Below are 24305 nucleotides of genomic sequence, written 5' to 3'. Positions count from 1 at the left end.
GCCCAGTTTCTGGGCGACCGCTTTCATCGCGGCCCACTCGGTGTCGTAGTCGGGCTGCACCTCGGCGACCATCCGCACCGCACGACGGCGCAGCTCAAGCGGGTACTGGGAAGGACGTGCCATGACTCGATCCTCTCAAATGATCGAGTCCCTACCGAACCCAGAACGGTTCACAGGCTGTTTTCCCAGGTGGATGGGTGAGCTGAGAGTTGTGAGGGGTGGACTCACCATGGCTCTGGTAGTGGAGGCGGCTGTGATGTCGAGGTGGGCAGACCGCCCCCTTCGGCAGCGGGTGGCGTGACGCGCGGATGCTTGGCTGGCGTCGGTACCCGTTGCCGCGCCCTGCCCTTCCGGAGCGTGGACGGTTCCGGCTTCTGTGGCGACTGTGACCCCGCGTTGTGGGTAGTGAGGGGCCTCCCTGCCAGCAGTGTCCGATTTCGACATATCCGGGCGAAGTTCTGATAGTTGCTGATGTGTGTTGCGGTTTGAGATATTCGCATGTCGGGTTGGGTGCTGTGTGCGCGTGCCGGTTTGGTATCGGCGAGTAGGCGTCAGTGAACCTCTTTCATCCTGTGCTGGAGGGTGAAATGGGCTGGTCAGCGGTGTGGTGACGAGGCAGGGCCCCTCGTCGTTGGCGTGGTGATTCCACTCATCACACCGGCGACCGAAGGGGCCCTGTTGGTTCCGTATCCTGCCACGCTCGACGTCCCGCATGAGCTCGTCGAGCATGTCGCCTGGCTGCTGCACGAGCACCGCCAGGCCCGCAATACCCGCTGGCGCAAGCTCGGCTGCTTCAAGCAGGCGCTCCTCACACTGGTGTACCTGCGGAAGAACGAGACGTTCTCGCAGCTCGGAGCCGGTTTCGGGATATCGCAGGCCACCGCCTGGCGGTACGTCGACGAGACCTTGGACGTCCTGGCCGGCTGGGCACCCGGCCTCCACGAAGCCCTCACCGGCCTCGGTGAGGGCGACCACGTCATCGTCGACGGCACTCTCATCCCCATCGACCGGATCCGTGCGGACGAGCCGTACTACTCGATGAAACACCGCAAGCACGGCATGAACGTGCAGGTCATCGCCCGCCCCGACGGCACACCGCTGTGGTTTTCCCGCGCGACACCGGGCCGCACCCACGACCTGACCGCGGCCCGGGCCCACGGCATCGTCCAGGCCTGCCTCACCAGGCAGATCCTCGTTCTCGCCGACCGTGCCTACCAGGGCGCCGGCGCCACATTCCGGACCCCGTACTACCACCACAGCGAACAGCCCGAGCACTACCAGCAGTTCAACCGCGACCACGCCAGACTGAGAGCTCCCGGAGAACGGGCCTTCGCGCAGCTGAAGTCCTGGCGAATCCTCCGACGAGCCAGATGCTCCACCCGCCGCATCGGCACAGTCGTCCAGGCCGTCCACACGCTGTTGACCTGCAACTATTCAGGATGAAAGAGGTTCAGTGACAGCACGTCAGAACTGGGTGCTTCCGCTGGTCGGGTGTTGAGGACGGGCGGGCTCACTGCCGTGGAGCACTATCCGCCGTCGGCGCGGCTGTCGTGGGGCGGTACACCCCACCCTGCCGGACTCGAGAGCCCCGGCGGCCTCTCACGCCGTGCTAACCCCTCCGGCGCCAGCATCCTTCGAACGGGTTAAATGTTCGAGTAAAATATATGGGTAAAGTCTGCTACCTTCAGGCTGGAGGTAGTGACATGGCATCCGAGGAAGACCTTTTTGCGGCCGTGGACAAATTGCTGGAGGAGGAGCCGCAGCTCCCGCCCCCGGCGGAGCGCGCCCGACTGCGTGAGGCCGCCGGTATTACTCAGACCCGCCTCGCGCAGGCCATGGAACTGAAGTCGACACAGTCCATCAAGAACTGGGAGAACGGCCGGTCCGAGCCGACGGGCCACCGGCTGGCGGCGTATCAGCGGCTGCTGAACGGCTGGGCGGCCAAGTACCCCATGGACGGCGCCATCCCCGTCGTCGCGCCCGCGCCGGTTCCCGCGCAGCAGCCGGTGCCGGAGACGCTCACGGGTCCGACCGCTCCCGAGCCGGAGGAGACAGCGGCACCATCGGCCCCCGCCACGCCCGCTGCCCCCACCGCGCCCGCCGCCCCGGCTACCCCCGACGCCCCCGCCGCACCCGAGCGCCCCGCCCGTCCGGCCGCGACAGCGCGGCGCCCCGTGACGAAGAGGGCGACGGCGGTCCCCGCGCTGGACCCGAACTTCCCGCACGGTCCCCTCGCTGTCCTGGACGGCGACGGCTCCGCGTACGGAGTCAACGGCATCGTGCTCGACTGCCCGGCGACCACGATCGTAGAGCTCGTGGAGTGGACGTTGAAGGAGTCCGGCCTCGGGGCACCGAGGCTCCACCGCTACGGCAAGGACTCCGACCCCCTGATCGTGCTGACCGCCGCGGCGGCCGTGAAACTCGGCCTGCCCGAGCGCCTGGAGGACCGGCGGAACCTCCGCCTGGCGGAGGACCACCCGGTCGTCAAGCAGGTGGCGAAGGCGAAGTGGCAACTCACCCAGCGCGGGTTCGGTCCTTGGGCGCGGATCTACCGCAAGGCCCAAGGCCGCGACCGACAGTGCGTGCAGTTCGCGATCCTGCCCTGGGACGCCTTGGACTCGCGCTCCTGGCCCGGCGTCACCGAAGCGGAGATGGAGCCGGCCGACCTCGCCCGCGTCCTCGGCGTCTACGCCCAGCGGGTCACCACACCGCGAGGCTCCACGGCCGTCTCCGGGCTCGAGCTCATGACCGCACTGCGCCCGCCCACGCGCCCGGTGCGCGACGAGGAGACCGGCAACTGGGTCAGCGGCCCCAACCCCGGTTCGCTGGGTACGGAGCCGATGGACCCCGCGCCGCCGGAGGGCCAGCCCGAGCACCCCGCGATCTACCACTCCGGCTGGAAGGGCGGCTTCCTCCACGAGGAGGCGTACCAGTGGGTGCGGCCGGTGGACACGCTCACCGGCGAGGAGTGCGTCCTTCCGTACGCCGTCGGCCTCGACCTGAACACCGCCTTCCTCGCGGCCGCGGCCCGCCTGGTCGTCGGCCTGTCCGCCCCCGACCACTTCGTGGGCCCGAGGTTCAACCCGAAGATCCCCGGCTCCTGGCTGGTGGACCTCTCCCACATCGAGCTGGACCCCCGCCTGCCGTCACCGTTCACGCCGACCGGCGAGCGGCCCACGGGCCCCGCCTGGTACCAGACGCACACCGTCGCCTACGCCCAGGAGCTCGGCTACAACGTCGACATCCTTGAGGCGTACCTGCGCCGTGAGACCGGCGCGTACCTGGACCCGTGGCACGACCGTCTCAAGACCGCCTACGTCGACACCCTCGCCGACCTCGGCGTCACCAAGGAGCTCACCGACGCCGAGTTCCTCGTGGCGATGGAGGTCCACAAGCAGATCGACCCGGCGATGGCGGCCGTGCTCGCGGCGATCAAGGCCACGATCAAGGGCGGCATCGGCAAGTTGTTCGAGAACCCGCAGGGCAAGGGCTACAAGGAAGGCGACCCCTGGCCGGCCATGCAACGCCCGACCTGGCGCCCGGACATCCGCGCCGCCGTCATCTCCAAGGCCCGGGTCAACATGCACCGCAAGCTGATGAACATGGCGAAGATGACCGGCCTGTACCCGCTCGCCGTGCTCTCCGACTGCGTCGTCTACCCCTCGCCGGGCGCAGGCCCGCTGGACTTCCTGCCCTACGCGGCCTCCGGCAAGCCGCAGCCCGGCGGCTTCCGCCTCGGCCCCACCCCGGGCCTGGCCAAGCTCGAAGGCGTCCAGTCGATGGCCTGGGCGGTCGACCTGATGGAGCAGGGCTACAACCCCGCCCGTCATATCAAGGGCGGCGACGCCGTCCTCGACGAAGGGGAGTGACCCATGGGAGAGATCGACGACGCCCTGGAGCGCGCTGACCGGGAGGCATTCACCCGCGAGCCGCCCAAGACGCTCCAGGCCCGCATCACCTACCTGATCAAACAGCTCGGCACCACGGCGGCCGTCGCGGCGGAGATCGGCGTCACCGCCGACTCCGTCAACCGCTATCGCCGCGGCGCACGCAAACACCCGCCGAGGGACATCGCCGCAAAGATCGACGACCTCGTACGGTCCCGCTGGCAGCCCCAGGTCCGCAGACGCCGCCGGAAGCGCGCCGCCACCACGGGCGGGATCACGGTGGAGACCCGCGCCCGCTTCGGCTACACCGCCCCGATCGGCACGACCGACGACGGCCGCTTCCGCCGCCTCACCATCCACCTCCCCCCGGCATACGCCCGCCGTCTGTTCGACGCCCGCGAACAGGGCTCCAGCGACCAGCACATGCGCAAAATCATCGCCGACGGATTCAAAGAGGTGTATTTCCAGGACGGCGGAGCCCGCGCCATGGGGCTCTCGGACGTCGAAATCAACGACATCGACTACCTGGACGTGGATTTCTAGAGAAGGAAGACCCCAACGGCACGCATGAGGCCCGGATCCACAGGATCCGGGCCTCATGCCGTTTCAGTAGCGGGGACAGGATTTGAACCTGCGACCTCTGGGTTATGAGCCCAGCGAGCTACCGAGCTGCTCCACCCCGCGTCGGTAGACACCACAGTACGCCACTCACGGCACACTGTTGACCAGGTCGTTCTCGTCGACCGGGGGTGTCCGAGGCGGGCGGGCCGGCTCGGATCGCGACTACTGCGCGCCCTAGCCTGGTTCGATGACGTACGAGGGGGACTTCCGGGTCGGAGACGTGTTGTCGGTCGCCTGCCCGTTCACACCGACCAGGGTCGAACGAGGCGTGATGTGGAACTACGTGTCGGTGCGGTGGCCGTGGCGGCACGTCGACACCGACAGCGACTTCTTCCACTGGAACGGGGTCGTCGCTCTGGGCGTGGAGAGCGGCGGGCACGCCCCGCCGGAGGCCGAGGTGGAACTGTTTCGGACCGATCCGCCGCCCGAGTACCTGAAGGCGGGAGACACCTGCCAGGTCGGAGTTCCGCCGACCGTAGTCCACGTGACCGCTGTCGATCACCACACGCCTCCGCTGGAGACCGCGCCCCAAGCTGACTGTGGCCGTGCTGCCCCGCGGTCTGTCGTACCGGGCGTTTCCGGACGACAGTCATCTCAACGGGGAGGGTTACGCCCTCTACCCGGGTGGCGGGACCCCGTTCACCTTCGAGCTGCTGATGCGGCCCTACGGATTTCTGCAGCCGGGCGATGAAGTCGCCGACGCCGCGGGGCGGGCTTGGCTGTTCGACGGCCCGTGGGACTGGACCGCCTTCGACGCGGCGGGGCCCGGCGCAGGCCCCGAGTGGCCGCTCGTCCTACTGACCCGCGCAGGAGAACCCTGCTCCGCCACGGACGCGAGGTCAGTCACCGAAGGCACAGCCACCGGTTCCCACCAGACGACCATCAGGCACTGGATGTCCCTCACCGAGGCCTCACCCACGCACTGACGAACGGCGCTGCCAGACGACGGCGCCCTCCCGGTTGGGGGGCTCTGTGCTTGTGCGGGACGGGCAGCGGCGGTTCAGCCGGCTAGTACTCCAGCAGGACTTTGGTGTCTGACCTGGGACGATGCCGGGCGGCTGGAGTGTAGCGGGACGGTGGCTGGTCAGGGGCGGTCTCGAAGAGACCGCCCCTCGATCGTGCGACAGCGCCGCTGATAGTGGCATCGGCGGGCGACCGCTTGGCGTCGTCGGCGCCAGTTCGACCAGCTCATCGCGTGGCGTCGGCCTCGGTGTCCGCGCAGGTGCGGGGGCTGGGGACGACAAGCTGCCAGGAGTCGCCGAATCTCCGCCACTGTGAGCTCGATGGTCTCGGCTGTCTCACCGGTTCTGCCCCCTTTTCCCGGGGCTGGTGTGCCGTGGTCGCCAGGAAGGCGTGCGCGAGCATGGCGAGGGTGATGTGCCGGTACCAGCCGACGTAACGGCGCACTTCGTACTGGTCCAGGCCGCATTCGTTCTTCGCGGCCTGGAAGCACTCCTCGATCGCCCAGCGCGTCCCGGCGATCCGCACCAGTTCCTGAACGGTGGTCTCCAAGGGGGCGTAGGCGAGGTAGTAGGCGATCTCGTCGGGCTTGCTGATGCTGCGGCGGGCCAGCGCCCACCGCATCCGGTGGGGGATCTCGCCTTGGTAGTCGAACTCGGCGACGGCCGGCAGCCGGACCGCCGCCCAGTGGTAGACGCGACGTCCTTTCGCACCATCGCCGCATGAGATCTCCTCCCACGCTTCGTCCGGGGCCTGCGCGAACAGTCCCTCGATGCGTGAACAGCCCACGGTGAACTGGGACTTGGGCACAGCCAGCACGTAGCCGACGCCTGACTGTTCCAGCAGTCGGCGGAAGCGGCTCTCCTGTCCGTAGGCGGCATCCGCGGTGACCCAGGCGATGGGCAGCGGCGAGGCGAGGGCACGCAGCACCATGTGCCGGGCCAGTTCGCCTTTGGTGGCGAACTCCCGGTCGTCGGGGACTCTGGCCGCACGGCAGCGTTCGCGGTCCTCGGCCCAGGACTTGGGCAGGTAGAGCTCGCGGTCGACCAGGGCCCGGCCGCGGGTGGTGGCGTAGGCGGCGAAGACGCCGATCTGGCAGTTCTCGGTGCGTCCGGCGGTCCCGGAGTACTGGCGCTGGACGCCGGCGGAGGTGGTGCCCTTCTTGATGAACCCGGTGTCGTCGATGATGAGGACTCCGGCGTTCTCGCTGAGCTTGTCGGCGACGTATTCCTGCAGGTCGTCGCGGATGTCGTCGGGCTCCCACTTCGCGCCGGCGAGTAGGTGCTGCAGGCCATCAGGGGTGGGGTGGCCTGCCTGTTCGGCCAGCTGCCAGCTGTTCTTCCGGGCTACCGGGGCGAGCAGACCGCGTACGTAGTCGCGCATGCGGCGACGGAGTTCGACCCGATCGAAACGGTGGCCGATGGTCACGAAGAGGTCGTCCAGTTCAAGGTCCCACTGCTCGGCAGCATGCTCGGTGATCACGCAAGGAGGCTGCCCCGCCGATGCCGCTATCAGCGGCGCTGTCGCACGATCGAGGGGCGGTCTCTTCGAGACCGCCCCTGACCAGCCACCGTCCCGCTACACTCCAGCCGCCCGGCATCGTCCCAGGTCAGACACCAAAGTCCGGCTGGAGTACTAACTGTCGATGGCGATGCCGAGCCGGTCGGCAACGGTGGTCAGGGCCGCTCCCAGCGGAAGCGCGACCCGGGTGAGAGCGTGCCGGTCGCCCCGCGTCGGGTCCCGGTTGACGATCAGCACCGGCTTCGCGGCCTGGGCGGCCTGGCGGACGAACCGGAGCCCGGACATCACTGTCAGCGAGGATCCCAGGATCAGTAGCGAAGCCGCCTCACGGACGAGTGCGCGGCAGTGTTCGACCCGTTCCGCGGGAACGGCTTCGCCGAAGAACACCACGTCCGGTTTGAGGATGCCGCCGCAGATCGCGCAGGGCACCACGACGAAGTCCGAGACCTGTTCGTCGGTGAGGTCGGCGTCACCGTCCGGGTTGATCGCGGCCGGGACCGGCGCGAAGCCCGGGTTCGCCGCCTCGAGCCGCCGGGCGAGTTCGCTCCGCGGGCTGAAGGCGCCGCAGGAGAGGCAGACGACGCGGGCCAGGCTTCCGTGGAGTTCCACGACGTCTTCGCTGCCGGCCACCTGGTGCAGGCCGTCGACGTTCTGGGTGATCATGCCCGAGAGCAGGCCGTGGTGCCCGAAGGCCGCCACTGCCCGGTGCCCGGCGTTGGGGCGGGCGCGGCCGAAGGTGCGCCAGCCGAGGTGGCTGCGTGCCCAGTACCGGCGGCGCGCCTGAGCTCCGGCCGTGAAGTCCTGGTAGGTCATCGGAGTGTGCCGGCTCAGGCTCCCGCCCTCGCCTCGATAGTCGGGGATGCCCGACTCCGTGGAAATGCCCGCGCCGCTGAGTACCAGCACGCCGCCGGTGCCCAGCACGTCGGCGATCGGCCCCAGATCCGTCGTGCCCGGTGGCAGGTCCTCGGTGGGGGTCCAGCTGAGAGTGGGGCGCATGCGCATGCCGCAAGGGTACGGAACGGCCGACGGCACCGCTTGCGTCGAACTGTTCACGGACCTGGGTGTCCACTGAGTTACTCGGGAACCTGACGGGGCCCGGTGCCGACTTGCGGACTTGGTTCCGGGTCGCTGGGCCGGCCGCCCAGCCAGGCTCGACGCTTCCCGGTCGGGCGGCAGGTCGACGGGGCGACGGGTCTCGATGTCTACGGGGCCGGTGCCGCGGTGGCTGCCTGCGTGCGTGGCGTACTCATCGACGCCGACCGCTCGCGGCGCCGGGACTTCCGGCTCGGGCTGCGCGCCGGCCAGTCGCAACATCACGCTGCCGACCGGCGCCCCGAGGACACCACTCATGCGGGCGCCGGCCCGCCCGCGAGTGCGAGACCGACCGCCGCCGGCGACGACCGCAGCTGGTCGGTCCGCCGGCCGTGGCTGCGGGTCAGCCCCTGGACGTGTTCCACGAACGTGCGCCGCCCGCAGCCGACGTTCGAGCAGATGAACCGCCGGCTGCGGCTGAAGTGCGACGCTCCGCCCGGCGCTGGGCACATCGGCCGGCAGACGCAGGCAGGAGCCGTGAACACGATGTGCTCGTGCCTCGAAGCCCGGGCATTCGGCACCCGCCGTGGTGCAGCACGCGCCAAGGTGCGACAGGGCGCGTATCGAGTCGTGGTCAATCGCCGGGACTCGCCATCGATCATCGGGATTGACTCGTGTGGCGGGCTGGCCCCGTCGGCCGCCCCGCACCCGACCGGATGCAGTCACCGGAGACGCTCCCTAGGGCTGATGGCCCTGGCTCCCGTTCAGCCAGGTGCCGATCCTCGGCAATGCTTCAGGGCCGCTGTCGCGCTCCACCGACGCGGCGAGGTCGGCGATCGTGACGGCGGCCAGCGACGCGCGCCACGCAGCGTCGGCGGCTCCCATCGCGCGGGCGATGGGGCACCGCTTCGTGCACTGCTCCGGCGGCGTACCCAGCGGTCCGCGCTGACGGATCGCCCGCGGCGAGCAGATTGCCCACCGTGGTACGGAAGAACCCGATGGACTGCTCGTCGCGCCCGACGCCGTACTCGATCGTGCGTGCCACGCAGTTCTTCGAGTTCATGGAGCCGACCATGTCGTGGACCTCGGACGAGACCGCGGTGCGCCTGCCCGCGACGCCGCTCCAGCCGATCGCCAGCGCCGATGTCGTCGACACCCTCGCAGACGTGGCCACCGGCGCACCGCTCGACGGGATTCTCGACGTTGCGGGCCCCGACAGGTTCACACTCGACGAGATCGGCCGAATGACGCTTGCCGCGCGAGGCGACCGGCGCTCCGTCGTCGTCGACGACCAGGCGGGCCTGTTCGCCGCCGTCCACGGAGACGTCCTCACCCCCGGCCCCGGTGCCCGCCTGGCGTCCAACCGCTATCAGGACTGGCTCAACGGCTGACCGCCAGCAGACGCGCGCCTCGATCATCTGGATCAAGAACCTCACTCGGGCTCCCTGCTGATCTGCGGGGTTCGATCTCGTGACGGAGCCTGGTCCGGGAGATCTTCATGTGTGACGCGAGCGCAACTGACTGATGCGGCAGGGGAGTTCAGTGGGCCGCACCTGCCGATCGGCGAGTACGGCCCATACCCCGGTGGTTGCGCCAGCAGTTCGAGGGCGTGATCCGGCGGTTCAAGACTGGCGGGCAGTGGCGGGAGATGCCGGCCAAGTTCGGTGCGGGGTCGACCGCCCACAACCACTTCCGGCAGTGGCGTGACGCTGGCGTCCTCGAGGCCCTGCTGGAGGGCCTGATCGATGAAGCCGTGAGGCAAGGCGAGGTGGACCTGTCCCTGGTCAGTACCGATTCCACGACCACCCGGGACCACCACGACGCTGGCGTAGCACCGCCGACCCAGTCCCCCGGACCAGCCGTCCCGCGGGTGTACGCCGAGGACCCGCCCGCCGCGTACAACAAGCGCTGGCCTCCCGCGGATCGATGTCTACCGTCGTCACCGGCCCCGTCCATGGCGGCGCCGGTGACATCCGGCCCACGGACCGTGGGTTCTGGCGGAGTGGGACGGCTCTCCGTCTCGGGTGCGCGTGCCGTCGTCGGGAACCCGCCGCCGAGAGCGTACCGACGTGTGAGGTCCCCCCCGGCTGAGCGGGCGCCGTACAACCCGATACGCGACAACCCGATGCGCGTGGGTGCTCGAGATCGTTGTCCGTCTGCCGGGAACACCGGCGCGTCGGTGCCTTCCCCGCGGGGAAGGCGGGCCGCGCGCCCTCCACTTCGTGTTCCCCGCCCCTCGCCGGGCGAATGGGCCCTTACGGAAGGCGGAGAATGACCACACGCAGAAGCTTCCTCGGCTGTACCACCGCGGCCGGCGTCATGGCGGGCCTTGCGGCCCCACCAGCGGCGGCCGAGGACGGGAGCGGGGCACCCGCCGACGACTTGGCCGTTCGGCGTGGTCGGGCCCGCGACGCGATCGTGGCGGTCAACAGCGGTATGCGGTCGCACTACGCCGCGCTCAAGTCGGATCTGATCGCGCAGCTCAGTCCCGTCCTCGTGGTCCAGAACGACGCCAGGGGCGGAAGGTTCACCCTCATCCACGACGGCACGCAGGAGTCGCTGCATCCCGTCGGGGAGGTGTTCGAGCTGGCGAAGTCCGTCAGCCATGTGCCGCTCGGCGTCTTCTCGATCATCGCGCCCCACCTGAGCGACAGGGTTCCGAACGTCCCTGGCGCGAACCGCATCGATGCGCACGACCTCGCCATGGTCGCGTTCAAGGACACCACGAACACTGACTGGATCACACCGCTCCGGCAGTACGCCGACACGTTGGCTGCCGCCCGGCGGCAGCTCGATCAGGCCGGCATCCCGCCGGAGATGGTCGTCTCGTGCGAGCGGGTGCTCGACGGCGCACTCCGGTTCATCCAGCTCTCCACCACGGACCGTTCCTTCGACATCAGGTCGTTCGAGGACTTCTCCTACAGCGTGTACGCGGACATCCGCACCAACATGAGGTACGCGGCCGAGGCCCAGATCGCGGGTGTGCAGGGCGTCCTGCGGAAGTGGCGGGCCCGGATCGGCGAGAGCGCATGGCAGGACCTGTACACGGTCGTGCTGTCCCAGTGGGCAACGTCCCAACTGAACCAGAACTCGATCATCATCAGGCCGTGCATGAACCCGGTGAAGGTAGCTAGCCATCTGATCGACCTGCCGGCCGCCGAGCCGCTCTCGGACCCGGTCTTCGTGGCCCTGGACAACCTCGCCCGGATCGTCCAGGACAACATCGCGGCCGAGTTGGTCTTTCCTTCGGACCGGCCGGCCGCCGATGCGCTCAAGGGCCCGCAGGATCTGCTCGCCGACGAGATCCTGGACCAGCTCGGTGCGCCGACGCCGGGCGCGGCGGCGTACTCCGCGACTGCCAGGGCCGAGCGGGGCGCCTGCCCCGTCACCCGCAGCGGCTCGGCGTCTCAGCAGGGCGGTACGGCGCACGACCGCTGAGGCCGGACACGCCTCAGCGCGGCCCTGTCTTCCTACCTTCGGTCCACTGCCACGAAGTCGACAACGCCCTCACCACTCACGTGCGGTCCTTCACTCACATGCTCACAGAGCGCCCGGGCGAATGGTGTCGACGGTCACGTAGTTCCCCTCGGGGCGCGCTTCGGCTTCACGTCATTCCCCACCCCTGTCCGGACGGCGGTGCCGGAAATGTTGATCAGACGTGGAAAATGCCTGTCCGGCGTGTCGGCGCGACCCCGTGGCCGACTGGGGGGCCTTGCCTGTGTTCGTCACGCAGGTGTCGCCTCTCGGCGCTCCGTCGTCATCGGTGGGGTGGGGTGGCTGCGCCGTTCAGGCAACGGTCGAGGAGCGCGCGCATGCGGGGGCGGGGAAGGGACGGGTTGGCCGCGGCGCCCTCTGCACAGGGCCTTGCCCAGCGCTTCAGCGTCAGACCCGGCTGACTCGAAGCAGAGCCAGCAGACGCGTCGGTCTGGGTCTGTGGCCCAGGCCGACGCCGCAGCCTAGACCCGTTCGACCTGTGGTTCTACCGACTGTCCGCCGCAACTCCCAAGGGCCCGGGCCCCGTGGGCGGCTGTCTGCGGCGCATGACCCAGCTCAGGCAGTGGGGCGAGCACGTGACCGCTTTCGCGGGCCGGGTGCGCGCCCAGTCGGGTGGGGCGGGCAGGAAGGCCTTGATGCCCCCCTGACGGCTGGGGTCCGGCCAGTACCAGCCGAACGGCGCGCCGGGCGGGCTGTCCCAGTACCACTGGAACCGGCACAGTCCGGAGTGCTGGTGGAGGACGACCGCCTTGGCGCACAGGGCTTCGGCAAGATTGCAGTCGTAGCAGAGCAGGCCGCGCAGAACCCCTGTGGCGTGGTCGTGATCGATGACCTGGGGTGGTCCCGGGCAGATGGCGCAGCGGCCGTCCTGGACTCCCCACAGGCGCCACCAGACGTACCAGCGCGGGACAGTTCCTGATGCTGTCCAGGTCTGCGTCAGCGGGCCGTGCCACGGGCGGCGGACGGTGTTGGGCCAGTACCGGTTGTCCTCAGAGCAGCGCAGGGATCGCGGTACGGTCGAGGGGTCCACCGGCTCGCCCGCCCAGATGGCGTACTTGGGGTGGCACGAGGCGCAGTAGCGGCGCTCGGTGTCGTACGCGGGGTGGTAGAGGCCTTCGCTGTCGAGACGGATCTGGGCCGGCCAGGCGAACGGCAAGGGTTTTTGTGCGGGCGGATGGCACCAGTTGGGACTTCCGATGGTGCGTGCCCGCATCATCGCGCCGCGAGCCGAGCGCAGCCTCTGCGCGAGGTCGGCGGCGAGCTGTTCGGCGGCCGGGGTGCGTGGGGGAGGCTCGCGCGGGAGGAGCGTCTGGGCGATGAGGTCGCGCGTCGTACGGCTCGTGCCGGCCGGGTCGGCGGCGGTGATCATGAGGGCATCGTGCGGGCGATGGCTTCCGATGTCTACTGCGAAGGTCTCCCGGTCAGGTTGACCGCACGCGGACGGGTGGGGGTGTTCGTTGCGGCCGGGATGCGGCCGGTAGACGGAAGGTGGATGGCTGTGTCGGGGGGGCGGTCGGCTGTTGGTCTGCTTGACACCCCATGGGTGGCCTGGCGCGGCCAATCGGGTTATGTGGCGGGGAGTGGCGTGGACGTGCCGAGGCGACGGGGGAGATCGTCGGGGGTCTTGGTCCAAGCGGAGCTCGCGGGCTTCTGGCTTTGCATGCCAGGTCCGCGTTCCAGCTCGCTCAACTTCCCGCGCCGAAGTACCTCATGCTCGCACCGTTTCCCTGCCGCCTGATCGCCGCGGGAATCTCCGCAGGCACCGCCCTGCTCATGGCAGCCACCGTCCCGGGAGCACATGAGCCTGTCGCGCCGAGCTGCCCGGTGATCGGGGTGAGCCTTCCCGTGGCGGTCAAGCCGCGGATCAAGGACACGCGGGCCTTCGGACAGGCGAAGGGAGGTGTCGAGATCACCGTCCGGGACGACAGGATGAGGCCCACCGGCTTCATGTCCGGCGACGCCACCCGGACTCAGCAGCTGAACAGCAAGTCCAACAGTGGGAAGCGAAGCTCAAGTGAGCGTCTTCCATTCTCAGTCTGAGCTGGCCAGGTGCGGGCAGGGGACGGCTTGGACCAGGCTGGTGATACGTGTGGTCGAGCATCGGAGCTTACGCAGGAGCCGCCAGATCTTGAGGGTGGCGACGGCCCGTTCGGCCAGGGCTCGGATCTTCGTGTGGGAGCGGTTGACTGCCTTCCGCCCGGCGGACGGCGTCTCCCAAGGCCCGGACCGCCTCCGCAAGAGTTGGGGCGGGGGCAGCCAGGAGGTCCACGGCTTCGGTGACGTACCGATAGACGGTGGTGGGCCCGATGCCGTATCCGCCGCGAGCGGGGCATACGGGTGTCCGTTGCGGAGATGGGCGAGTGCGAGCAGGGCGGCCGGTCGCGCCCCGCATTCAGGCATCTCCACCGGGTACCGGGCTCCTCCCCGGGCGGGCCAAGTTCGGCGGACAGGAAGCGCAGGGCGGAACCGGCCACATCGACGCCCGGACGGGTAACAAGCGTGCGAAGCCTCTGGTGGAGACGGATTGCTTGGTCGAAGACCCGATTACCAGCGGCTTAGCCACTCGGTAAGCCCAACTGGTCATCCCGGCAGTCCGGTTGGAAAGCTCTCACTGGTCCCCAGGGGACTGGCCAGCCGGCCAAGTCCTGAGGCGTTCCGCTTGGTGTGCTTTGCCCAGGGGCGCTGACCATCTGTCCCATTCCATCAGGCACGGCAGCACGCGCGTTACCGACAGTAACCGCACCTCAGTCCACTCTGCGACTGATCGCCCGGAAATGGAGCCCCTTCTTTGACGCATACATGCCAGTCTGCTCCTTGCGGCGCCGTGTCTTCGATCGCGGACGCGGTCGGGGGCGTCGACATTGGGAGAACTGCATGTTCCGAGCAACCAGACCCATGGTCGGACTGGCCAGCCTCGTACTGATGCTGATGGGGTTGATGGTGCCGCAAGCTGCTGCCGATCCGTTGCGCGGCACAGACCCTAAGGCCGCTGCCGCCCAGTACGACGAAGCGGTGTACGTCGTGCAGGAACGAGAGGACGGCACCGTCTACACCGCCATCTACGAGCCCGCCGCAGGCGTCACGCCCGATGAGTTGAGGGCGTCACTGCGGCGCCAAGGCATCCGCGGTGTGCAGGACGCTGAACCGACAGCCACAGCCACAGCCACAGCCGACATCGGGACACTCGGCTGTTCCCCGATCGTCGGGACCGCGTCCGCTCTGTGCGGCGCCAAGTGGTCCTACGGGGCCTACAACGACCCGCAGGTGTACTTCCTCGACCACACCAGCGACAGTTGGCCGGTGAGTGACGCACAGGTGGACTGGTACCAGTCGCCCGGGATCGATGCCTACTACCGCTGGTACACAGCCGGCTGCCCCAGCGGCCGGCACTGCGTGCACACCTACAGCGGCAGCTACGGAAGCGACTGGTACGGCCAGACCTCGTACACCACCTCCGGCGGGTACTTCGTGGACGGCTCAGTCGTCGTGAGACTCAACGATCAGGTCACGCCGAATACCTACGCGGCACGGCGCAGCGTCGCATGCCATGAGATGGGCCACGCACTGGGGCTGGATCACAACGGGTCGACCAACAGCTGCATGTCGGTTCCCGAATTCCCGCAGCACCCGTCGTCCCAGGACTTCTCAGTGCTGAACCTGCTCTACCCGAAGGCCGGCACCTGACAGACCTGACGTGCTGCCGCCAGCCCGGCACCGGGCTGGCGGCAGCACAGTGCGGGTCAATCAGCTTCTTCGATGTGACCACCGATCGGGTGACGGTCCGTGAAGCGCAACGAGCGAGGCCCCCGGGCTGTTGATCGAGATGCCTGACGTCTCAATGACGTTGCTCGGGGGCCTCGTTGGTCATGCGTCCTGTCGCACTCGACCTGCCGCGTGCACTTGTGGAGTGGGTCACCATGCTGATCGTCACCCGTGAGGGCGACCGGCGCTGCAAGCTCCGTCCCAGCGAGCGATGGTGGCACTGGTGTACCTACGAGAGCACACCACTCTTGCGAAGATCGCCGCCGGGTTCGGGATCAGCGAGTCCACCGCCTGGCTATGTAGAAGACTTTCGAGAACGTCTGTCGCCCAGCAGTGAGAACACCCGGTTTCACGGGGAAGTCTTGTCGCCGAGTTCTGGACACGCCTGAGTGCTTGCTTCGGGACCACGGTTGTGCTCTGCAGGACGAGGGCCTGGTGCTGCCGAAGTCGATCCGGCGATCTGGCGTGACGCAGGCCGGCCTGTCGCTGCGTGCGGTCACCGCGTTGGCTACGACGTCCTGGATTCCACACGTGCCGGTCACTCGGTGGCGGCCATCACCGCCACGAAGATGAGGCCCGCCGTGACGGCCCACAGGAACAGGGCTCCGAGGGTGGCCAGCACGCGCATGTAGACGGGGTAGACACCGACGCTCTCCGCGGGGTCGTCCGGGTGATAGCAGATCTCGATCTCGCCCGCGTACGCGTCCCGGTAATAGCTGTGGGACGTGCCGCTCTGGTCCGTGTACGTGTACTTCCCCGACTTGCCGTAGGGGCTGGTGCGCACGGCCATCACTGTGGTGCCGCGCCTGGGGAGGAGCCACATCTTCGTGGCCCGTTCCGTCGCGGCGCCGCTCGCGGCGTTGAAGAGCACGGTCACGATCCCCATCGGGATCGCGAGGAGGAGAAAGCCGGGCTCTCCGTGCATGACGAACAGCACGCTCGTCCCGATGAGCGTCGCGAGGCCGGGCCCGAGGGTGAACAGGAGCCAGATCCCTGCCCGCACCTTCGCGCCGGTGCTGACGGGCGTACCGGGCGTGGGCGGAGTCCGCAGGGAGCGGGTCGTCACCAGCGCGGCGCCGTCGAAGGACGGGGCCGGCTCCGGCAGCGCGGCCAGTGCCGCGCCCACCGTCGTCGCGAACAGACCGACCGAGGCCTCGTTCACGCCCTCGACCCGGTGGACGACGGGCGTGGCCCCGGCCGGAACCCGCAGCTCCACGGGCACGGCCCGGCCGTCCGGTACGACGTCCCGAACGGCCCGCAAGGGTATGCGTGTCTCTTCGTCCCCGCGGCGCAGCGTCAGTGCGTCATCCTCATGACGCAGAACGGCGCCGCCGCTGCCGCGCAGGACAGGGGCGGATGGTGTGGTTGACATGGACGTGATCGTAAGGGGCGACCCACAGTCATCCTCGCCACGGGGCGTGGACCCTCGTCGGCAGGCGTCACTGTTCCTACTTCTCGCCAATATTCGAGGCGCTACCGACACGTCACCGTTCCTGGAACACAACAACAGCTGTTCCTGGTTCTCGCCTATGTAGCCAACCGCCCATGCCTACACCAGCGCGGTCGTCGACCTTCTCGCCGCCCGTGCACCGGGCCTGCTCAAGACGCTGCGCGACCACGAACCCGACTTCGTCCTGCTCGACGGGCACTCTCGCCGAGTGCGACCGGGTCGGCGACGGCCGGGCCGACTACTCCCACAAGCACCGGCGCCACGGCGTGAACGTGCAGGTCGTCACCGATCCCGGCGGTCGGCTGCTGTGGCTCTCGCCCGCTCTGCCGGGCCGCACCCACGACCTGACCGCTGCCTGCACCCACCGGATCATCCGGATCTGCGAACGCCAGGGCGTTCCGATCGTGGCCGATCTCGCCTACCAGGGCGCCGGTCCGTGGCTGACCACGGGCATCAAACGCAAGCCCCTGCAGGAACTGACCCCCACCGACAAAACCCGCAACCGTGCCCTGGCCGCGGCACGCGCACCCGTCGAGCGCGGCGTCGCCCGCCTGAAGTCCTGGCGGATCTTCCGCAGGTCCCGCTGCAGCCCCAACCGCATGACGTCAATCGCCAAGGCCGTCCTCACCCTGGAGCTGCAAAGCTGAAGAAGCTCAGTGCTGTCGCGAGGGTTTCGAGATCTGTCGTCACAAACGGATCAACGAGACCCTCGCTTCATGCGCCCGAAGACTTCGGACTTACTCGTCTAGAAGGGCGGAGGACCATCAGGTTGGCAGGGTTCGTCCGGCGTGAGCATTTCTTGGATGCAGCGGCGCAGCCCGCTGCCGTAGTAGTCGACCGGTTCGAGCCACGGGACCCGCTGGAACAGGTCGCTGCATTGGTCGGTGCTCGGGTCGGTCAGGAGGGCTCGGAGCTCGTCGGGGACCGGGTCGCCGGACAGGCACAGCCAGGCGAGGCCGGCGCCGATGCGGATCTCGGATGATCGGCCGGGATCCGACCACAGCTCCCGGGCCCACGACGGAGCGTTTTCATCCTGGTGTTCGCGGGCGAGCTGGGCGATGGCCAGGATCAAGCTCACGCGGACCGCCGGATCGGCTTCCACCGCCAGCCTGCGGTGCAGGGTTGAGGAGACGCGCTGGATCTCGCTGGTCGCCGCCGCCAGGACGAAGGCGGTCGCGGAGCGGACATCGGGATCGGGGTCGGGGAGAAGAGGGAACAGAAGGTGCAGGTCGTCCGTGATGGCATCGCGAGCAGCCTGAATCGTCCAGTTCGTCGGACACATCGTGGTGCCCTCCGCCTCCAGAGGATCCTCGGCGACTTGGAGAAGGCCTTCGCGTGTTCCGTCTCCGAAGTGCTGGCATCGCCCGATTTCGGCGATCAGGCGCAGGGTGTCCGCCCGGAGCCCGGGAAGCCCGGTGGCCGCGATGCGGAGCAGGAACGGTACTGCCAGTGCTCCTACCGCGATCGTGCTGCCCTGGTGGTAGAGGTGTTCCCACAGTTCTCCCAAGGCCCGACCGGCGGCTTCGGCGTCTGCGGAGGCGAGCGTCGCGAGGCGACCGGGAACCTCCTCGCCCGGTCCGTAGAAGTGCGGGAACCGCTGCCAGGGGATCTCGTCGTACTTGAACCCGTCCTTGACCTCCCACGGGATCGCGCCCATGACCGTCCGCATGTCGGCATCCGTGCCTGCCCACGGCTCGGGCCACCTGGCCCAGCGCTCATCGTCCATGGTCTGGCCTTCCGGTCTACCGACACCATCCGAACCCCGGGAGTCTAACGACCGATGATCAAGAGCACGGTCCGCCGCTGCCGCACTCCGGCGGCACCACACCACGGTGACGTCATGGAACGGACAGCGTTTCGACACTGGTTCGGGAGACACGATGCCCTCAAGGCCAAGGTCGTTTGTTCACGGGTTTCGACAGCATGCGGCCTTCGGCTGGGCCTGACCGCGAGAAGCGTCTTGCCGATCACGGCCGGCCGGGGGACGGCCTGCTCCTGGCGGGCCGGGGCGATATCGCGTGGCGGCTGCGCCCCCGGTCGGGCAGGGTGCCCGTTGATGAGCGATGAAGATGTGATGCCCTACGCCCGCTTCGACTCGGTCGAGGGCCTGCTGCAACGAGGGCGCGGCCTGGGTGTTGTACGCGCGCTGCGGGGTCCCCTGGCGGCCGCGCCCTTCGTCTACGACGGGATCCGGCGGGACTGGCGGTGGGACGGCTTCGATGACCGTGCCTGCTACCTCGCCGGGCTGGTCCGGGACCTGGGACTGTCGTTGGCGCCGGTCGTGGAACTGCTGACAGGGGACGAGGGGCAGTGCCGGCGGGCTGCTGCGGTGCTGGAACTGCTCGCCCTAGATGATTGCGACGAGGCCCGTAAAGCCCTGCGCTCCCACGTTCGGGAGGGTGCGCACTGGGTCTCCGTGCTGGAGTCGGTCTCCGGTCTCTGGCCCCTGGAGTGGTGGGAGGACCTGGGTGAGGTCGCGCGGGCCCGGATCGGCGGGGAGCCTGAGCCGCCGTGGTTCACCGAGCCGTGGACCCGGTTCGGGATCGAGGTCCGGAGGCCCGCCCCGGGCCCGACCCCTCACGATCTGACCGGCCTTGCGAACGACGAGCTACTCGACCTGCTGGCCGAGTCCCGGCCTTGGGCCGCCAGCAAGGTCGACGCCCTGCGCGAGCTGTCCCGCCGGGATCCGGTGGAGGAGCTGATCCCGCTCGTGCCCTCGCTTGTCACTCCGGACGGCCGCCGTCCTCTTCCCCTGCTCAGGCGGGCCGTCGACCGCCTCGGAGCCTTGGCCATACCGGCCGCGCGCCGCTGGGCGGGTGACGAGCGCGAGTGGCTGGCCCGGCTCGGCTCGGACGTCCTCGCCGATCACCTCGGCCCGGAGGTGATCCCGGTCCTCGTGGCCCAACTCGCTGACCAGTGGCGGACCCGCGCGTGGTGCGGCCCCGACGCCACGGCGAAGCGGCTGGCCCGCTTCGGTCCTGCGGCCTCCGAGGCGGTGGCGGACCTGCGCAGGTTCTGGCTGCGCACGCCACACTCCTACGAGCGGGCTGCCTACCTGGAGGCACTGGCAGCCATCGACCCGGTCGGGCTGGACTACGCCCACACCGAGTCCTTGTGGGACTGCGAGGAGCAGGCCCGACTGCTGGGCGTCGCTCACGCCCCGGACCACCGCGAAACCTTGGAGCGGATCGCGGCGCTGCGCGACGACCCGATGGAGACCCCTGACGTACGGGCAGGCGCCGAAGCACGGCTGGCCGCCACGACCACCCCGTGCTCGCCGTGACCCGATCTGGACAGTCAATGGCCGCAGTGCCTCCCGTTCCCGGGGTCTGGCTCAGGTTCTGTGATGCGCCCACGCTGAGTGACGGCTGAGCTTCTCTAGGCAGTGCGTGAAGTCGCCCGAAAATATGCCGTGGTCAGGTAGCTGGGCTGACAGTTCGGGTCCGTGGAAGAGATCGCGCCCCGGTTGAAGGAGCTGTTGTTCCCGTCGATCGCGGACGTCGCGGTGCTGTCGGTGGACGTGAGTATCGCGATAGTGCGGGTCGACGCGGAATGCACTGCAAACGGTGCCGCTTGCCCAGCGTGCGGGGTCTGGTCGAACCGGGTCCATGGTTCCTACCTGCGGTTTCCGGCTGATGTGCCCAGCGCCGGACGAAGCGTTGTTCTTCAGCTGAGGGTCCGCCGGCTTGCCTGCCGGAACTCGGAATGCACCCGCCGCACCTTCGTCGAGCAGATACCCGGCCTGACCCGTCGGCACGGTCAGGGGACCGAGCGGCTGCGCGCGACGCTGGCCTCGGTCGGCCTCGCCCTGGCGGGCCGCGCCGGCGCCCGCCTGAGCTCCGCGCTCGGGGTATGCGTCAGCCGGAGCACCGTCCTGCGCCTGGTCGACGCCCTGCCCGAGCCGGAAAAGCCCGCCCCGCGTGTGGTCGGCGTTGACGAGTACGCCACCCGCAAGGGCCGCCGCTACGGCACCGTTCTCGTCGACGTCGAGACCCGCCGCCCTGTCGACCTGCTGCCCGACCGGGAGGCATCGAGCCTGGCGGCCTGGCTCGCCGATCGGCCCGGCGTCGAGGTCGTGTGTCGGGACCGGGCGCCGTTCTTCGCCGAGGGCGCCACCGCCGGTGCACCGCAGGCTGTCCAGGTCGCGGACCGGTGGCACCTCTGGCACAACCTCAGCGAGGCCACCGAGCGGAGCGTCGCCCAGCACCGTCGCTGCCTCCGCGCGCTGGTTCCCACGGTTCCCGCACCCGCTCCCGAACCCGAGGCCGCCCCGGCAGCGGACTCGCACGGTTCTCCTTGGCCGCGCGGGCACCGATTCGCCGATCGGACCCGGGATCGGCATGCCGCCGTCCACGCTCTGCTGACAGCGGGACACAGCCGTCGCTCGGTGCAGCGGCAGCTCGAGATGACCTACCGCACCGTCAAGCAGCTCGCAGATGTCCGCGTACGAGCGGAAGTGCAGAACCACGTACGGGTGAACGGGCTCTGTCGCTGATCTTGTGACGCTCCGGGTCCTACCTGGACCAGGTTCTAGGGTCGCCACTCCTCCCGGTAATCGGGGTGCTCGGCGTACGACTGCGCGAGCACGCGAAGGGCATGCCCGAGGCCGGCGAAGCGTGCATCGGACGGATCCATTGCTTCGTAGTCCCGGGCCAGCATGTCGACGAGGTCAAGCGTCGGCAGGCGGCTGTCAAGGCCCGGCGCCGACTTCACCAGGAAGCTCTCCTTCTGGAGCCTGGTCAGCGGCGTCGACGTCGCCACCACCGGCACCCCGGGAACCGTCGTCACCCTCGGCGACTCCCAGACTGACGGTGGCCACAGCACCGCGGACACCAACCGGCGCTATCCCGACTTCTACGCGTCCTTCATGAACGCCAAGCCCTCCGCCCCGGGCGTCCTCAATGCCGGCATCAACGGGAACCGGATCGCCGCGGACTACGTCACAGGGACCCTTCCCAGCGCGATCACCCGCCTCGACCGCGACGTCTTCGCCCAGCCCAACGTCCGCGAGGTCGTCCTCTACGAGGGCGTCAACGACATCGTTCACGACGGCGCGTCGGTGGCCACGGTGACCGGCGCCATCCGGACGATCGCGACCCAGGCCCGCGCCCGAGGAGTACGCGTCACGGTCGCCACCATCCCCGGCTTCTCCGGCTACGCACCGGCCGCATCCTTCCGTGCCCGCGAGGCCGTCCGGCAGGCGGTGAACAACTACATCCGCACCACGAGCGACATCGACGACTACATCGACTTCGACGCCGTTACCAAGGACCTCGACGACCCGTACGCCATCCGGCCCGCCATCGTGAGCACCGACAAGCTGCACTTCAACGATGCCGGTACAGAGCTTCTCGGCCGTACCCTGGCCGACCGCCTCCCTCAGGTATCGCTTCCCATGGGAGAGACCACGTCCGCCGACTTCAACGGCGACTCGGTCTCCGACCTCTTGGCCCGCCATGACCCCACCGGCACTCTGAAGATATGGCTCGGCCGTGGCGACGGGACGTTCTCCGCGGCGAAGGACGTGCCCGGGAACTGGTGGAATTACTCACAGACCATCGCCGGGGACTTCACCGGCGATGGCAAGGCAGACATCATCAACCGCTACGAAGGGCCCGGCAGCGCGACCCTCGCCCAGAACACCCTCCGCCTGTGGGCCGGTCGGGGGGACGGCACCTTCGCCGATCCCACCAAGGTGACCGAAGGCTGGAACTTCACCCAGACCACCGCCGGCGACTTCGACGGCAACGGCAGGACCGACCTCATCGCCCGCGACCCCGACGGCAACCTCAAGATCTGGGCCGGTCGAGGCGACGGCACCTTCGGCGCCCCGGCCCACCTCACCAGCGGGTGGAACTTCACCCAGACCACCGCCGCCGACTTCAACGAAGACGGCCAGGCCGACATCCTCGCCCGCGACCCCGCCACCAGCACGCTCAAGATGTGGACCCACAACCCGGGCGGCTACTTCAACGCACCGGTCCCCGTCACCGGTGGCTGGATCTTCTCCCAGACCACCGCCGCCGGCGACATCGACAGCGACGGCAAGGCCGACATCCTCGCCCGCGACAACGCGACCGGCAAGCTGAAGGCCTGGTCGGGCCGCGGCGACAAGACCTTCGAAGCCGCCCGCGACCTGACGAGCGGCTGGTAGCTGCCACGGGTTCGCTTCCGGCATCCGCTCCTCGACGCAGCCCCAGGTCACCGGCCTGGGGCTGCGTCGCTGACCGGGCTGCTCCTCCGAGGCGAGCGGGACTGATCATGCGCATCCCGGTGGCCGAGCAGGCCGAGCCACGCAAGATCGAGATCAGCCGCGGAAGCACCACCGCCAAGGAGATCTCAGGGTGATGTCCACCGTCGCGGCCCGGTTCTGCCGTCATAGTCGGTTCCGCTGGGCGAGACAGGGCCGAGTGCGGCAGGCCTGAGACCGGGCCGACGACACCATGCGGCACCTCGCCAGCTACTGGGAGAACTTCCGACAGAAGGACGACCCGAAGAAGCCCCCGGCCGTCACCGCGCTCGAGGACGCCCTGCACGCGGGACACCAGGCCCGCATCCACGTCCTCTGCAACGGCCGCGCCTCCGGCGCCCCGGCCGCCCGCGAACAGTTCGCCACCGTGATCCTCGCGCGGGTCAGCACGGGCACCTGAAAGCGCCTCGCCCCGATACCCGGCCTCGCCCCCAAGCTGGCGACGACGTAACGGCGGAGCCCGCGCTGGCATTACGCGCGTGCTCGGCCAGGGTCCAGCAGTTCTTCCTCGACAGGTCCGCCAGCAGGCCCAGCACCAACGCCGTTGCCCGGCGGCGCGGTTCAACCCGCACCAACCGGGCCGCGATGCGACCCATCAGCTGGTCGAACATCGACCGCCACCGGGCAAGTACTACGCTGTGACCTGCGGCCACCGCCTGATCTTCGTTCGTCGACACAACTCACGATGATCAACGGAGGCTGCGGCCCCACCCGCCGGTCGAGAGATGGCTATGGGGCATTACGAGCGTCGGCCGACAGTGGGACAGCGCGGTGAGAGGGCCATGCGGCAGTAGAGTTCCTGGGCGTGTGACCGAGCCCGTCCGGCCAGGGCTGCAAGCTCGTCGAGGAAGTCTGCAAGCCGGCCGGGATCGGCATCGCCGTGGAACTCCCCCGCTTGCGACCACGGTATGCAGATCCTGGCCAGTCGTTCGCCGGATGCCTCCACCAAGGCGTCGCGCACCTCGTCGGGCAGAGTAACGATCCAAACGCTCTCTGCCTCCGGGCTCGTCACCAGATGACAGAACCGGGGGTGTCCGGTAACCCGTGAGAGGGGTTCACGAACCAGCAGCACCACCGACTGACGAGTATCCGCGCACAGCCTCCGCCGTGGTGGCTCCAGGGAGAGCTGGCACGCACGGCCGACGGCCTACCTGGCAGGGCGCCTCGAAGCCGAACAGCACGCAAAATCCGGCGAAGCCGCCCACAACCAAGCCCTGCGCGCCCTCGCCGTCGCCTTCCTCGACCCCCACCAGGCCGACGACGAACTCGACCTCGCCGAACAGCTCCTCGCGCACGGCGCGGGCGCGGGACGCGCGAAGGCCCGGCG

General features: G+C 69.0%; 19 protein-coding genes, 1 tRNA gene and 7 pseudogenes. 15 read left to right on the top strand and 12 right to left on the bottom strand.

Annotation, left to right across the window (positions count from 1 at the left end; all coding sequences use genetic code 11):
• Nucleotides 1-123 (bottom strand): annotated as a pseudogene (locus tag ACWFR1_RS34000) (IS3-like element ISEc25 family transposase); the annotation flags it as partial.
• 513 nt (nucleotides 124-636) lie between these two features.
• On the opposite strand from ACWFR1_RS34000, the gene ACWFR1_RS33995 reads away from it, so the two are divergent.
• The 3 genes from ACWFR1_RS33995 to tpg all read left to right on the top strand — a co-directional run bounded on the left by ACWFR1_RS33995 (nucleotide 637) and on the right by tpg (nucleotide 4430).
• A complete protein-coding gene (locus ACWFR1_RS33995) occupies nucleotides 637-1443 on the top strand; it encodes an IS5 family transposase (RefSeq protein WP_453558094.1) in 807 nt (268 codons plus the stop codon).
• Nucleotides 1444-1703: 260 nt separating this feature from the next.
• Nucleotides 1704-3869, top strand: a complete 2166-nt coding sequence (gene tap, locus ACWFR1_RS33990) for a telomere-associated protein Tap (RefSeq protein ID WP_453558091.1) — start codon at nucleotides 1704-1706, stop codon at nucleotides 3867-3869.
• Nucleotides 3870-3872: 3 nt separating this feature from the next.
• Nucleotides 3873-4430 carry a telomere-protecting terminal protein Tpg gene (tpg, locus tag ACWFR1_RS33985; protein WP_453558088.1) on the top strand — a complete coding sequence of 186 codons (558 nt, stop codon included), beginning with the start codon at nucleotides 3873-3875 and terminating at the stop codon, nucleotides 4428-4430.
• Nucleotides 4431-4497: 67 nt separating this feature from the next.
• Here the strand turns inward: tpg and ACWFR1_RS33980 are convergent.
• Nucleotides 4498-4571, bottom strand: a tRNA-Met gene (locus ACWFR1_RS33980).
• 476 nt (nucleotides 4572-5047) lie between these two features.
• Between ACWFR1_RS33980 and ACWFR1_RS33975 the strand changes: the two genes are divergently transcribed.
• On the top strand, nucleotides 5048-5434 hold the full coding sequence (locus ACWFR1_RS33975; protein WP_453558085.1) for a hypothetical protein: 387 nt from the start codon (nucleotides 5048-5050) through the stop codon (nucleotides 5432-5434).
• A 262-nt stretch (nucleotides 5435-5696) separates the two neighbouring features.
• Here the strand turns inward: ACWFR1_RS33975 and ACWFR1_RS33970 are convergent, their stop codons facing one another.
• The 3 genes from ACWFR1_RS33970 to ACWFR1_RS33960 all read right to left on the bottom strand — a co-directional run bounded on the left by ACWFR1_RS33970 (nucleotide 5697) and on the right by ACWFR1_RS33960 (nucleotide 8906).
• The gene (locus tag ACWFR1_RS33970; RefSeq protein WP_453558083.1) at nucleotides 5697-6950 is read right to left on the bottom strand and encodes an IS701 family transposase; all 1254 of its coding nucleotides are present in this window, start codon (nucleotides 6948-6950) and stop codon (nucleotides 5697-5699) included.
• Between the two features lie 153 nt (nucleotides 6951-7103).
• On the bottom strand, nucleotides 7104-7991 hold the full coding sequence (locus ACWFR1_RS33965; RefSeq protein WP_453558081.1) for an NAD-dependent protein deacetylase: 888 nt from the start codon (nucleotides 7989-7991) through the stop codon (nucleotides 7104-7106).
• Between the two features lie 768 nt (nucleotides 7992-8759).
• Nucleotides 8760-8906 (bottom strand): hypothetical protein, encoded by a 147-nt coding sequence (locus tag ACWFR1_RS33960; RefSeq protein ID WP_453558078.1) that lies wholly within the window; start codon nucleotides 8904-8906, stop codon nucleotides 8760-8762.
• A gap of 131 nt (nucleotides 8907-9037) precedes the next feature.
• On the opposite strand from ACWFR1_RS33960, the pseudogene ACWFR1_RS33955 reads away from it, so the two are divergent.
• The 3 genes and pseudogenes from ACWFR1_RS33955 to ACWFR1_RS33945 all read left to right on the top strand — a co-directional run.
• Nucleotides 9038-9412, top strand: a pseudogene (locus ACWFR1_RS33955) (LysR family transcriptional regulator); the annotation flags it as partial.
• A 111-nt stretch (nucleotides 9413-9523) separates the two neighbouring features.
• Nucleotides 9524-9846 (top strand): annotated as a pseudogene (locus tag ACWFR1_RS33950) (transposase); the annotation flags it as partial.
• A gap of 446 nt (nucleotides 9847-10292) precedes the next feature.
• The gene (locus tag ACWFR1_RS33945; RefSeq protein WP_453558076.1) at nucleotides 10293-11459 is read left to right on the top strand and encodes a hypothetical protein; all 1167 of its coding nucleotides are present in this window, start codon (nucleotides 10293-10295) and stop codon (nucleotides 11457-11459) included.
• A gap of 541 nt (nucleotides 11460-12000) precedes the next feature.
• Here the strand turns inward: ACWFR1_RS33945 and ACWFR1_RS33940 are convergent.
• On the bottom strand, nucleotides 12001-12885 hold the full coding sequence (locus ACWFR1_RS33940) for an endonuclease domain-containing protein (RefSeq protein WP_453558074.1): 885 nt from the start codon (nucleotides 12883-12885) through the stop codon (nucleotides 12001-12003).
• Nucleotides 12886-13289: 404 nt separating this feature from the next.
• Between ACWFR1_RS33940 and ACWFR1_RS33935 the strand changes: the two genes are divergently transcribed.
• Entirely contained in the window at nucleotides 13290-13556 is a 267-nt protein-coding gene (locus ACWFR1_RS33935) for a hypothetical protein (RefSeq protein ID WP_453558072.1), read from the top strand.
• On the opposite strand, the pseudogene ACWFR1_RS33930 reads toward ACWFR1_RS33935, so the two are convergent.
• Nucleotides 13548-13990, bottom strand: a pseudogene (locus ACWFR1_RS33930) (helix-turn-helix domain-containing protein). The gene ACWFR1_RS33935 and the pseudogene ACWFR1_RS33930 overlap by 9 nt on opposite strands.
• Before the next feature lie 400 nt (nucleotides 13991-14390).
• Between ACWFR1_RS33930 and ACWFR1_RS33925 the strand changes: the two are divergent.
• On the top strand, nucleotides 14391-15200 hold the full coding sequence (locus ACWFR1_RS33925) for a matrixin family metalloprotease (protein WP_453558070.1): 810 nt from the start codon (nucleotides 14391-14393) through the stop codon (nucleotides 15198-15200).
• 176 nt (nucleotides 15201-15376) lie between these two features.
• Nucleotides 15377-15570: pseudogene (locus ACWFR1_RS33920) on the top strand (transposase family protein); the annotation flags it as partial.
• Nucleotides 15571-15816: 246 nt separating this feature from the next.
• On the opposite strand, the gene ACWFR1_RS33915 reads toward ACWFR1_RS33920, so the two are convergent.
• On the bottom strand, nucleotides 15817-16650 hold the full coding sequence (locus tag ACWFR1_RS33915) for a hypothetical protein (RefSeq protein WP_453558068.1): 834 nt from the start codon (nucleotides 16648-16650) through the stop codon (nucleotides 15817-15819).
• A gap of 166 nt (nucleotides 16651-16816) precedes the next feature.
• Here ACWFR1_RS33915 and ACWFR1_RS33910 point away from each other — a divergent pair.
• Nucleotides 16817-17375, top strand: a pseudogene (locus ACWFR1_RS33910) (transposase family protein); the annotation flags it as partial.
• A 98-nt stretch (nucleotides 17376-17473) separates the two neighbouring features.
• Here ACWFR1_RS33910 and ACWFR1_RS33905 read toward each other — a convergent pair.
• A complete protein-coding gene (locus ACWFR1_RS33905) occupies nucleotides 17474-18397 on the bottom strand; it encodes a hypothetical protein (protein WP_453558066.1) in 924 nt (307 codons plus the stop codon).
• Nucleotides 18398-18784: 387 nt separating this feature from the next.
• Between ACWFR1_RS33905 and ACWFR1_RS33900 the strand changes: the two genes are divergently transcribed.
• Together ACWFR1_RS33900 and ACWFR1_RS33895 are read left to right on the top strand one after the other, a co-directional pair.
• Entirely contained in the window at nucleotides 18785-20011 is a 1227-nt protein-coding gene (locus ACWFR1_RS33900; RefSeq protein ID WP_453558064.1) for a hypothetical protein, read from the top strand.
• 162 nt (nucleotides 20012-20173) lie between these two features.
• Nucleotides 20174-21223 carry an ISL3 family transposase gene (locus ACWFR1_RS33895; protein ID WP_453558062.1) on the top strand — a complete coding sequence of 350 codons (1050 nt, stop codon included), beginning with the start codon at nucleotides 20174-20176 and terminating at the stop codon, nucleotides 21221-21223.
• Between the two features lie 35 nt (nucleotides 21224-21258).
• On the opposite strand, the gene ACWFR1_RS33890 is transcribed toward ACWFR1_RS33895, so the two are convergent.
• A complete protein-coding gene (locus ACWFR1_RS33890; protein WP_453558060.1) occupies nucleotides 21259-21387 on the bottom strand; it encodes a DUF6221 family protein in 129 nt (42 codons plus the stop codon).
• Here ACWFR1_RS33890 and ACWFR1_RS33885 point away from each other — a divergent pair.
• Both ACWFR1_RS33885 and ACWFR1_RS33880 read left to right on the top strand, forming a co-directional pair.
• On the top strand, nucleotides 21386-22882 hold the full coding sequence (locus tag ACWFR1_RS33885) for an FG-GAP-like repeat-containing protein (RefSeq protein ID WP_453558058.1): 1497 nt from the start codon (nucleotides 21386-21388) through the stop codon (nucleotides 22880-22882). The genes ACWFR1_RS33890 and ACWFR1_RS33885 overlap by 2 nt on opposite strands.
• A 289-nt stretch (nucleotides 22883-23171) precedes the next feature.
• On the top strand, nucleotides 23172-23378 hold the full coding sequence (locus tag ACWFR1_RS33880) for a hypothetical protein (protein ID WP_453558056.1): 207 nt from the start codon (nucleotides 23172-23174) through the stop codon (nucleotides 23376-23378).
• A gap of 64 nt (nucleotides 23379-23442) precedes the next feature.
• On the opposite strand, the pseudogene ACWFR1_RS33875 reads toward ACWFR1_RS33880, so the two are convergent.
• Both ACWFR1_RS33875 and ACWFR1_RS33870 read right to left on the bottom strand, forming a co-directional pair.
• Nucleotides 23443-23574: pseudogene (locus ACWFR1_RS33875) on the bottom strand (IS701 family transposase); the annotation flags it as partial.
• A gap of 459 nt (nucleotides 23575-24033) precedes the next feature.
• On the bottom strand, nucleotides 24034-24273 hold the full coding sequence (locus ACWFR1_RS33870; RefSeq protein WP_453558054.1) for a hypothetical protein: 240 nt from the start codon (nucleotides 24271-24273) through the stop codon (nucleotides 24034-24036).
• Nucleotides 24274-24305: the final 32 nt, after the last annotated feature.

It is taken from the genome of Streptomyces sp. NPDC055103 (assembly GCF_053607625.1).
The sequence above is the reverse complement of the archived record's forward strand: the minus strand, read 5'-3'. Positions and strand labels throughout refer to the sequence as shown.

Excerpts from the sequence above, each read along its gene's own strand:
- tap (WP_453558091.1), top strand. The coding sequence starts at position 1,704 with ATGGCATCCGAGGAAGACCTTTTTGCGGCCGTGGACAAATTGCTGGAG.
- tpg (WP_453558088.1), top strand. The coding sequence starts at position 3,873 with ATGGGAGAGATCGACGACGCCCTGGAGCGCGCTGACCGGGAGGCATTC.
- ACWFR1_RS33965 (WP_453558081.1), bottom strand. The coding sequence starts at position 7,991 with ATGCGCATGCGCCCCACTCTCAGCTGGACCCCCACCGAGGACCTGCCA.
- ACWFR1_RS33960 (WP_453558078.1), bottom strand. The coding sequence starts at position 8,906 with ATGGGAGCCGCCGACGCTGCGTGGCGCGCGTCGCTGGCCGCCGTCACG.
- ACWFR1_RS33945 (WP_453558076.1), top strand. The coding sequence starts at position 10,293 with ATGACCACACGCAGAAGCTTCCTCGGCTGTACCACCGCGGCCGGCGTC.
- ACWFR1_RS33940 (WP_453558074.1), bottom strand. The coding sequence starts at position 12,885 with ATGATCACCGCCGCCGACCCGGCCGGCACGAGCCGTACGACGCGCGAC.
- ACWFR1_RS33935 (WP_453558072.1), top strand. The coding sequence starts at position 13,290 with ATGGCAGCCACCGTCCCGGGAGCACATGAGCCTGTCGCGCCGAGCTGC.
- ACWFR1_RS33925 (WP_453558070.1), top strand. The coding sequence starts at position 14,391 with ATGTTCCGAGCAACCAGACCCATGGTCGGACTGGCCAGCCTCGTACTG.
- ACWFR1_RS33915 (WP_453558068.1), bottom strand. The coding sequence starts at position 16,650 with ATGTCAACCACACCATCCGCCCCTGTCCTGCGCGGCAGCGGCGGCGCC.
- ACWFR1_RS33905 (WP_453558066.1), bottom strand. The coding sequence starts at position 18,397 with ATGCGGACGGTCATGGGCGCGATCCCGTGGGAGGTCAAGGACGGGTTC.
- ACWFR1_RS33900 (WP_453558064.1), top strand. The coding sequence starts at position 18,785 with ATGAGCGATGAAGATGTGATGCCCTACGCCCGCTTCGACTCGGTCGAG.
- ACWFR1_RS33885 (WP_453558058.1), top strand. The coding sequence starts at position 21,386 with ATGTCGACGAGGTCAAGCGTCGGCAGGCGGCTGTCAAGGCCCGGCGCC.
- ACWFR1_RS33890 (WP_453558060.1), bottom strand. The coding sequence starts at position 21,387 with ATGCTGGCCCGGGACTACGAAGCAATGGATCCGTCCGATGCACGCTTC.
- ACWFR1_RS33880 (WP_453558056.1), top strand. The coding sequence starts at position 23,172 with ATGCGGCACCTCGCCAGCTACTGGGAGAACTTCCGACAGAAGGACGAC.